The organism is Streptomyces griseorubiginosus (assembly GCF_017614965.1).
In the GTDB taxonomy this organism is placed as follows: Bacteria; Actinomycetota; Actinomycetes; order Streptomycetales; family Streptomycetaceae; genus Streptomyces; species Streptomyces griseorubiginosus_B.
In genome coordinates this window covers 1-8190 of sequence record NZ_WVUG01000364.1, presented here as the reverse complement: position 1 = coordinate 8190, position 8190 = coordinate 1, and the positions used below count along the sequence as shown (strand labels likewise).

The 8190-nt window shown below is 69.9% G+C and carries 10 protein-coding genes; all 10 read left to right on the top strand.

Going from position 1 to position 8190, the window contains the following annotated elements; translation table 11 throughout:
- The coding region (locus GRC12_RS38915) for a pilus assembly protein (RefSeq protein ID WP_208785115.1) at positions 1-300 on the top strand (300 nt) is incomplete at its 5' end.
- 1 nt (position 301) lies between these two features.
- Positions 302-664: a TadE/TadG family type IV pilus assembly protein gene (locus GRC12_RS38910; protein ID WP_208785112.1), complete on the top strand. Its 363-nt coding sequence runs from the start codon at positions 302-304 to the stop codon at positions 662-664.
- 21 nt (positions 665-685) lie between these two features.
- Positions 686-2023 (top strand): CpaF family protein, encoded by a 1338-nt coding sequence (locus GRC12_RS38905; protein WP_208785110.1) that lies wholly within the window; start codon positions 686-688, stop codon positions 2021-2023.
- 10 nt (positions 2024-2033) lie between these two features.
- Complete coding sequence (locus GRC12_RS38900) at positions 2034-2978, top strand: type II secretion system F family protein (RefSeq protein WP_208785108.1); 945 nt, start codon at positions 2034-2036, stop codon at positions 2976-2978.
- A gap of 36 nt (positions 2979-3014) precedes the next feature.
- Positions 3015-3902, top strand: a complete 888-nt coding sequence (locus tag GRC12_RS38895; RefSeq protein ID WP_208785106.1) for a DUF5936 domain-containing protein — start codon at positions 3015-3017, stop codon at positions 3900-3902.
- Between the two features lie 17 nt (positions 3903-3919).
- Positions 3920-5449: a sensor histidine kinase gene (locus tag GRC12_RS38890; protein ID WP_244374445.1), complete on the top strand. Its 1530-nt coding sequence runs from the start codon at positions 3920-3922 to the stop codon at positions 5447-5449.
- A 207-nt stretch (positions 5450-5656) separates the two neighbouring features.
- A complete protein-coding gene (locus tag GRC12_RS38885) occupies positions 5657-6502 on the top strand; it encodes a response regulator (protein ID WP_208785104.1) in 846 nt (281 codons plus the stop codon).
- A 130-nt stretch (positions 6503-6632) separates the two neighbouring features.
- Positions 6633-6863, top strand: coding sequence for a hypothetical protein (locus GRC12_RS38880; protein ID WP_208785101.1), 231 nt, complete (start codon positions 6633-6635; stop codon positions 6861-6863).
- Positions 6860-7450, top strand: a complete 591-nt coding sequence (locus GRC12_RS38875; RefSeq protein WP_208785099.1) for a pilus assembly protein TadG-related protein — start codon at positions 6860-6862, stop codon at positions 7448-7450. The genes GRC12_RS38880 and GRC12_RS38875 overlap by 4 nt, the downstream gene beginning before the upstream one ends.
- 34 nt (positions 7451-7484) lie before the next feature.
- Positions 7485-8063: a hypothetical protein gene (locus GRC12_RS38870; protein ID WP_208785097.1), complete on the top strand. Its 579-nt coding sequence runs from the start codon at positions 7485-7487 to the stop codon at positions 8061-8063.
- Positions 8064-8190: the final 127 nt, after the last annotated feature.

Genomic DNA, 8190 nt, shown 5'->3' with positions numbered 1-8190 from the left:
GTGCTGTGGCAGCTCGTGCTGGTGGGATACGCGTACACGCTCGCGGGGAATGCTGCGGACGAGGGGGTACGGGCGGGCACGGCCGCTCCCCGGGGGGAGCGCTTCGGCGTGTGCGAGCAGGCGGCGCTGAAGGACCTCTCGGCGTCCTGGCGGGGAGGGACCACGGTGGACCAGTGCGGCGGCACCGGCTTCGTGACCGCGGACGTGTCGATACGGGTCCCCCTGCTCTTCCCGGGCGCGGTCTCCGTCCCCATCACCGTGCACGGACACGCGGGCGCGGTGGAGGAGGTGAAGGACTGAGATGCCGTACGACAGGACACGTCACCGCCCAGGTCGCGACCGGGGCCAAGTGGCCATCGAGTACCTCGGGTTCATCCCGGTGCTGCTGCTCGTCGCCCTCGCCGGCATCCAGCTCGGCCTCGTCGCCTACGCCGCCCAGCAGGCCGGCACGGCGGCCCGGGCCGGCGCTCGGGCCGCCTCGCTGCGCCAGGACGCGGTCGCGGCCTGCGCGGACGCCGTCAGCAGCCGGCTGACGGTGCGTTGCGAACCCTCTCCGGGAAGCGGGTCGGTCACCGTCGTCGCGCACGTCGGCATCCCGAAGCTCTTCCCCGGACTGGGGGACTACGAGGCCACCAAGACCGCCACCATGCCGCTCGACCACTGAGGCACGCGAGGAGCACGCACCATGAGCCTGCGGGCACGTATCAACTCCCCCGAGGAGAACGGTCATCGGGGCGAGGACGGCCATATGGTCGCCTCGTACCGGGCCAAGCTCCTGGAGGAGATCGACCTCGCGGAGATGTCCTCGCTGGCCGCCGCCGAGCGCCGGGCCAGGCTCGAGCGGGTCCTCGGGCACATCATCAGCCGCGAGGGCCCGGTGCTCTCCACGGTGGAACGCTCCCAGCTGATCCGGCGGGTGGTGGACGAGGCACTGGGCCTCGGCATCCTGGAGCCGCTCCTCGAAGACGCGTCCATCACCGAGATCATGGTGAACGGGCCCGACGCGATCTTCGTCGAACGTGGCGGCCGGGTGGAGCAGTTGCCCATCCGCTTCGCCTCCCACGACCAGTTGATGCAGACCATCGAACGCATCGTCTCCACGGTCAACCGGCGGGTCGACGAGTCGAACCCGATGGTCGACGCCCGTCTCCCCTCAGGCGAGCGCGTCAACGTGATCATCCCGCCGCTGTCCCTGACCGGCGCGACCCTCACCATCCGCCGCTTCCCCCGCTCCTTCACGCTCCAGGAGATGATCGGCTTCGGCTCGCTCGACGAGCACATCCTGTTCCTGCTCGCGGGCCTGGTGCAGGCGAAGTTCAACATCATCGTCTCCGGCGCCACCGGCACCGGCAAGACCACACTCCTCAACGCCCTCTCCGGCCTGATCCCGGAGGGCGAACGCATCATCACCATCGAGGACTCCGCCGAACTACAGCTCCAGCAGTCCCACGTCATCCGGCTGGAGTCCCGCCCCCCGAACGTCGAGGGCAAGGGCCAGATCACCATCCGCGACCTGGTCCGCAACTCCCTGCGCATGCGCCCCGACCGCATCGTCGTCGGTGAGGTCCGCGGCGGCGAGTCCCTCGACATGCTCCAGGCGATGTCGACCGGCCACGACGGCTCACTCGCCACCGTGCACGCCAACAGCGCCGAGGACGCGCTGATGCGCCTGCAGACCCTGGCGTCCATGTCCGACGTCGAAGTCCCCTTCATCGCCCTGCACGACCAGATCAACAGCGCGGTCGACGTCATCATCCAGCTCACCCGCTTCGCCGACGGCGCCCGCCGCGTCACCGAGATCGCCCTGCTCGACAGCCACGGCGGGGAGCCGTACCGCCTCGCCACCGTGGCCCGGTTCAACGCCCAGCCCATGGCCCCGGACGGCCGGATCTACGGCGCCTTCCAGCACTTCCCGCTCACCCGCCGCACCGCCGACCGCCTCTACATGTCCAACCAGCCCATCCCACAGGCCTTCGGCGTCGCCCGGTCCGCGGACGAGCTGGCCACCCGAGAAGCCAGGTAGGTGCCGTCCCATGAATCTGCAGAACCTCGTCACCCTCACCACCGGCATCACCCTGCTGACCTGCGTCCTGGCCGTCGTGGGCGTGCACACCTACGCCACCGGCCGGGCCGAACGGGCCGCGCTCGTCGAACGGCTCGCACACACCGGCCAGATCCCGGCCGGCGGCCGCGCGCGCCGCTTCCGCACCCTCGACCGCCGGCTGCGCCGCACCAGGCTCGGCAAGAAGCTGGAGCTGCGGCTCGCCGCCACCGGCCTCGACGTCACCCCCGGCGAGTTCTTCGCCTACATGCTCGCCACCGTCGCCGCCCTGTGGCTCATCGGCCAGGCCTCCCTCGCCCCCTTCTTCGGCCCGCTCGCCGGGCTGCTCGGCGTCGGCGTGGCCGTGCAGTTCCTCAACTGGCAGCGCCAGAAACGCATCGAGAAGTTCATCAATCAACTCCCGGAACTCGCCCGCATCCTGGCCAACGCGACCCAGGCCGGACTGGCCCTGCGGACGGCGATCGGGATGGCGGCCGATGAACTCGAGGCGCCGGCCGGAGAGGAACTGGGCAAGGTCGCCGACCAGTTGGCGATCGGCCAGTCCATGGACGAGGCGCTCGGCGACCTCGCCGACCGGCTGCCCTCACGCGAACTGGTCGTCCTGGTCACCACCTTGGTGCTCTCCAACCGGGCCGGCGGACAGGTCGTCGGCGCGCTGCGCAACCTCACGGAGACGCTGGAGGAGCGCAAGGAGACCCGGCGCGAGATCCGCACCCAGCTCTCCCAGGTCACCATGACCTCGTACGCCGTCCCCGCCCTGGGCGTGGGCGCCCTGTTCCTCATGAACGGGGTCAAGGACGGCGCCCTGGACCGGATGACCGGTTCACCCGTCGGCCAGGCCTGCGTGATCATCGCCTTCGCGCTCTACGCCATCGGCTTCGTCCTCATCCGCCGCATGTCCCGCATCGACGTCTGACCCGTCCGACAGTTCTCCGCCGAGGGGAGGAAAGAAATGGCACTTCTGCTCGCGGCCGTCATGGGCCTGAGCGTCTGGGGCGTCTTCGCCGGGATCCGCATGTACCGCGCGGAGGCCAAGCTGCCCGGTGACCTGGTGCTCGCCCTGGAGGTGGGCGCCACCCGCACCGGTGCGGTCGACTCGCTCATCGACCGGCTCGGCATGCGGTACGCGCCCGCCGTCCTGCGCCTGATGGGCCCCACCCTGGTCGCCAGGTACCGCCGCAGGATCGACCTCGCGGGCAACCCCGGCGGCCTGACCATCGACCGCTACGCGGCCCGCCGCGCGGTCTACGGCTTCCTCGGCGCCGTCGGCTTCCTGGTATTCCTGATGCGGGGCCAGTACTTCGTGGCCCTCCTCCTGCTCGCCTTCGGCGCGTTCTGGACCGAGGTCGGCATCTGGGCGGCGATCCGCATCCGCAAGGACGTGATCGAGCGAACCCTGCCCGACTTCCTGGACGTGCTCGCCGTCGTCGTCAGCGCGGGCCTCGGCTTCCGCCAGGCCCTGGACCGGGTGGCCTCCCGCTACGAGGGCCCCTGGGCCGACGAACTGCGCATCACCCTGCGCCAGATGGACCTCGGCATGAGCCGCCGCCAGGCCTTCGCCGAACTGCGCCGCCGCAACGACTCCGAGCAGGTGGCGATGTTCGTGACGGCCCTGCAGCAGGGCGAGGAGCTGGGCGCCCCGATCGTCGACACCCTGGTCTCCCTGGCCAAGGACATGCGCCGTACGGACGCCCAGAACGCCCGCCGCAAGGCCGCGCGCGCCGTCCCGAGGGCCACGCTGATGATCACCACGTTCATGGTGCCGGCCACCCTGCTCCTGCTCGGCGCGGGTCTGCTGCTGGGCTCGGGCACCGACTTCGGCACGATCACGGGCAAGTAGCGGGGGAGGGCGCGGACATGGCGACGACGAGGGAGGCCACCGGGCTGCTGTGGCGCCGGCCGAGGACGCCGGAGATCACCACCCCGCCGGCCGGCACGGTCCTGCCGGACCACGTGCGCACCGGCGCGCCCGACATCCCGGTCACGTCGGTGACGCCCGCGCTGCCACCGGGATGGGCCCCGGCGGACGCGTCCCCCCTGCCGGGCGTGCCACGCCAGGCCACGCGCGCGGACCGCGAGCCGCGGACACCACGGGAACCGGCATCCGAGGCACCCGCACCCGCCACCGAGGGCCGCCGTCACAAAGCCCCCGAGGCCCCGACGCTGCCCATCCAGCTCAACGCCCTCCAGGCCATGTGCCGACAGGTCTTCGGCTTCCGTCTGGCCATGATCAGCCTCGCGGCGCCGGCGGCCCTGCTCAACGCGTCACCCGGCCTGGCGACCCGCCTCGTCGGCGCCGCCGTCGTCGTCACGTTCATGGGCTCGTACGTCCTCTTCCGCGACTGGGAGCGCTTCGGCCCGCTCCTGCTGCGCCACCCGTCGCTGCTCGTCGTGGACACCCTCTTCGGCTTCCTGCTCCTGGTCTCCGCGGGCCCCGACACGACCCTCGCCTACGTCGGCGTCTGCACCCCGCTGCTGGCGGGCATCGTCTACAGCTGGCGCGGCGCGGCCTGCTTCGCCTCGCTGCAGTCGCTGATCCTGCTGATGGTCTACGCGACGAGGAAGGACCTGCACGGCAACCTGGCCGAGGCCCTGCTGCTGCCCGGCCTCTGCGTGATCGCGGGCGCGGTCGGTTCCTCGCTCCGTGGCCTGATGCTCCGCTTCGGCTCCGCGACGCAGGCACTGACCAAGGTGCAGGCACGGCTGGCGGTCACCGAGGCGGTCAGCGCCGAACGCGCCCGGCTGGCCCGCGAGATGCACGACTCGGTCGCCAAGACCCTGCACGGCGTGGCCCTCGCCGCCGACGGCCTGGCCGGCTCGGCCGGCACCGAACGCATGGACCCGGCCCTGGTCAGACAGCAGGCGGAACTGGTGGCCCGCTCGGCCCGCCGCGCCGCGTCCGAGGCCCGCGAACTCCTCACCGACCTGCGCCGCGAGAACGACCCGGACCACGGCACCGACGTCCTGGTCGAACTCGCCGCCCGCACCCGCGACTTCAGCACCCGTACCGGTCTGCGGGCGGCCTACCGCCCGATCGGAGAACACGCCGTACCCCCCGTCCCGCCCGCTGTCGCCCGCCAACTCCTCACCATCGCCACGGAGGCCATGGAGAACGCCCACCGCCACGCCGACCCGACCCGGGTGGAGGTCAACGCGGGCGTCCACGACGGCCTGCTGCGCATCAGCGTGTACGACGACGGCAAGGGCCTGCCTCCCGGCACGACCCTCGAACAGCTCCGCCGTGCGGGCCACTTCGGTCTGGTCGGCATGGTCGAGCGGGCCGCCTCGGTGGGCGCCCGCATCCGCATCGGCCGCGGCGGCCACCCGACGGGCACGGAGGTCCGCCTGGAACTCCCGCTGGCCGCACTGACGACGGAGGCCGCGTGAGGACGACCGAGAAGGACCTAGCAGGACGCTACCGAGTAGGACGAGCAGGGCCGAGTAGGGACGAGTAGGGCCGAGTAGCTCCGCATAGGACCCAGCAGGACCGAACAGCACCGAATAGGACCCAGCAGGACCGAGTAGCACCGAATAGGACCCAGCAGGACCGAGTACGACGCCCGAGTCCCCCACACCCACGAGAGGAGGCCGCAGATGCCGGAACAGACCTTCCCCCACCCCGGCGCGCCGCAGCCGCCGCCGAACCCGTTCCAGGAACGACCGGTCCCCGCACCGTTGAAGGTCGTCGTAGCGGACGACAACCCCGTGGTCCGCGCGGGCCTCACCGCCCTCCTCTCCGGCCGCGAGGACATCACGGTCGTGGCGGAGGCGGCGGACGGCCGCGAGGCCTACGAGGCGGCCCGCCGACACCGCCCCGACATCGTCCTCCTGGACGTCCGGATGCCCGGCGTGGACGGCATCTCGGCCCTTCCGTACCTGGTGCCGATCGCGCCGGTCGTGATGCTCACGTACAGCAGGGAGTCGGAGATCGTCCAGGAGGCGCTGCGCCGGGGAGCGCTGGGTTACCTGGTCCACGGCGAGTTCACCGCGGACGAACTGGTCTCGGCGGTACGGGACATCAGACAGGGCCGACCCCACCTCACGGCGACGGCGACGGGGGCGCTGCTGGCGCAACTGCGCGAGACGCGGCCGGTGTCTGCGGACCCGTTGCCGGAAGGCCTGGGAAGTGCGACTGCATACGCTGATACCTCCTCATTTCCCTTGCGGGAAAGCAATCACTTCAAATCCTCTTCGCAAACGCAACCATCTGTGGCACAGTTGAGGAAGCGCTACCAACTCAGCACGAGGGAGGCGGAGATCATGGACCTCATCGCATCTGGCATGACCAACCAGCAGATCGCCGCCACGTGCTTCATCAGCGAGAAGACGGTCAAGAACCACATCAACCGCATCTTCGCCAAGCTCCACAGCACCAGCCGCGCCGAGGCGGCGGCCAAGTGGCTCGGCACGGCGCCCGGTTCGGGCCGAGGGCTGGGGTGAGCTGCCGTGCCGGGATGGGGGAGCGTCTGGGTCCGGGATTGGGCCCGCGATTGGGCCCTGGGGCCCTCTGGTGAGCGGGGTGCCGCGGCGTACGGTTCCGGCGTCGGAAGCGAACCCGGAAGGGACCACCATGAGCGACCTGATGCTGAAGAAGGCCGTGGCGGCCAAGGTGCGTGTGAACGGCTGGAGGAACACGACGGTCGAGGCCATGCAGCGTCGCGCCGCCGACAAGGGGCAGACCGCGGTGGAGTATCTGGGGATCATCGCGGTGGTTGTGGCGATCGTGCTGGCGGTTACGGGTACCAGCATCGGCAGCACGATCCTCGAAAAGATCATGGCTCAGATCAACAAAATCGTGTGACGCGCCCTCGCCGATACGGCGATGCAGGGCAGGCCTTCCCCATCTACATCACTGTGGTGGGGGGCCTGCTCTTTCTTGCGTTCGCCTACTTCGCGGTGGGCCAGGCTGCGGTGAACCGGAACGGTGCTCAAACTGCGGCTGACGCGGCCGCACTGGCGGCGGCTCAGCAGACCCGGGACCAACTCGCGGGCCAGTGGAACATGGACATCCTCGACCCCACCAAATGGGGGGACATCTTCCAGGGCGTCGGGGCAGTTGACGGATGCGGGCGCGCTGGTCAACTGGCCGCGCAGAACGACGCTCAGTTGGATTCCTGCCGTCAGGACGTGCTGAGTTACACGGTCGGGGTCACGACCAACAAGTCGGTCGGGCGGTCTGTCGTGCCGGGTACCGAGAACATCAAGTCGGACGCCCACGCCACGGCGGTGATCCAGCCGCTCTGCACTTTCACGCTTCCCAGTGAGGCAGCCGCCGACACACCCCTGCCGACGCTGACCTGCAAGGACAGGAACTGGGAGCTGAATCCGGACGACCCTACGAGTCTCCCGAAGCCGCAGGATCTCTTCGACGTCCACCTGGCCGAGTGACAAGCGAACGACGAGTGAAGAAGGAAGCAGAGTGATGAGCATTCGGTTCACCGCGCAAGCAACCAGGGGGGTCGTCGCCGTCATCATTGCGGCCGGTCTGGCCCTCGGGGCGACTGGCTGCGGTGGTGGCGGAGACAGCAAGAAGCCCCCAGCGTCGCCCTCGGCCACGAAGGACAGCGGCTCCAAACCGAGTGCTCAGGAGGGTAAGTCCGAGACGCCGCTGGCTGAACTCAAAGGGCCGAGCGGGCTGATCCTGCAGGTCACCTCTGCGGATCGCGACTCAGGCGGTTTTGTCACCGTCAATGGCGACATCAAGAATGACGGTTCCCAAGAGGTGGTCGTGCCGGTCGCACTACGAGGCGACGAAACCGAGATCATCAAGCACGGAACATCGCTCGGCGGTGCAACGCTCGTGGACTCCAAGGGAAAGAAGCGGTACTACGTACTGCGCGACACGGACGGTCGGCCGCTCACAACTACCGATCTCACGGTGATCCAAGCAGGTCAGACAATCCCTGTGTTCATGCAGTTCCCGTCCCCTCCGGCGGACACCGCCGAGGTCACCCTGCAACTGCCCACCTTCTCCAGCGGCACGATCAAGATCTCCGGGTGAGGCCGACCGTGACCACCACTCCACGCCTCCCCCTCGTCGTCGCGGCGGCGGCCCTCATGGTCGCCACGAACCTGGCCGGCGTCGTCACGGCCCACGCCGATGACAGCCCCACCACCGCCCCCGACAC

What these genes read in the sequence shown, in the direction of transcription:
- GRC12_RS38880 (WP_208785101.1), top strand. Translation starts at nt 6,633, where the DNA reads ATGAGCGACCTGATGCTGAAGAAGGCCGTGGCGGCCAAGGTGCGTGTG.
- GRC12_RS38905 (WP_208785110.1), top strand. Translation starts at nt 686, where the DNA reads ATGAGCCTGCGGGCACGTATCAACTCCCCCGAGGAGAACGGTCATCGG.
- GRC12_RS38885 (WP_208785104.1), top strand. Translation starts at nt 5,657, where the DNA reads ATGCCGGAACAGACCTTCCCCCACCCCGGCGCGCCGCAGCCGCCGCCG.
- GRC12_RS38910 (WP_208785112.1), top strand. Translation starts at nt 302, where the DNA reads ATGCCGTACGACAGGACACGTCACCGCCCAGGTCGCGACCGGGGCCAA.
- GRC12_RS38895 (WP_208785106.1), top strand. Translation starts at nt 3,015, where the DNA reads ATGGCACTTCTGCTCGCGGCCGTCATGGGCCTGAGCGTCTGGGGCGTC.
- GRC12_RS38890 (WP_244374445.1), top strand. Translation starts at nt 3,920, where the DNA reads ATGGCGACGACGAGGGAGGCCACCGGGCTGCTGTGGCGCCGGCCGAGG.
- GRC12_RS38900 (WP_208785108.1), top strand. Translation starts at nt 2,034, where the DNA reads ATGAATCTGCAGAACCTCGTCACCCTCACCACCGGCATCACCCTGCTG.
- GRC12_RS38870 (WP_208785097.1), top strand. Translation starts at nt 7,485, where the DNA reads ATGAGCATTCGGTTCACCGCGCAAGCAACCAGGGGGGTCGTCGCCGTC.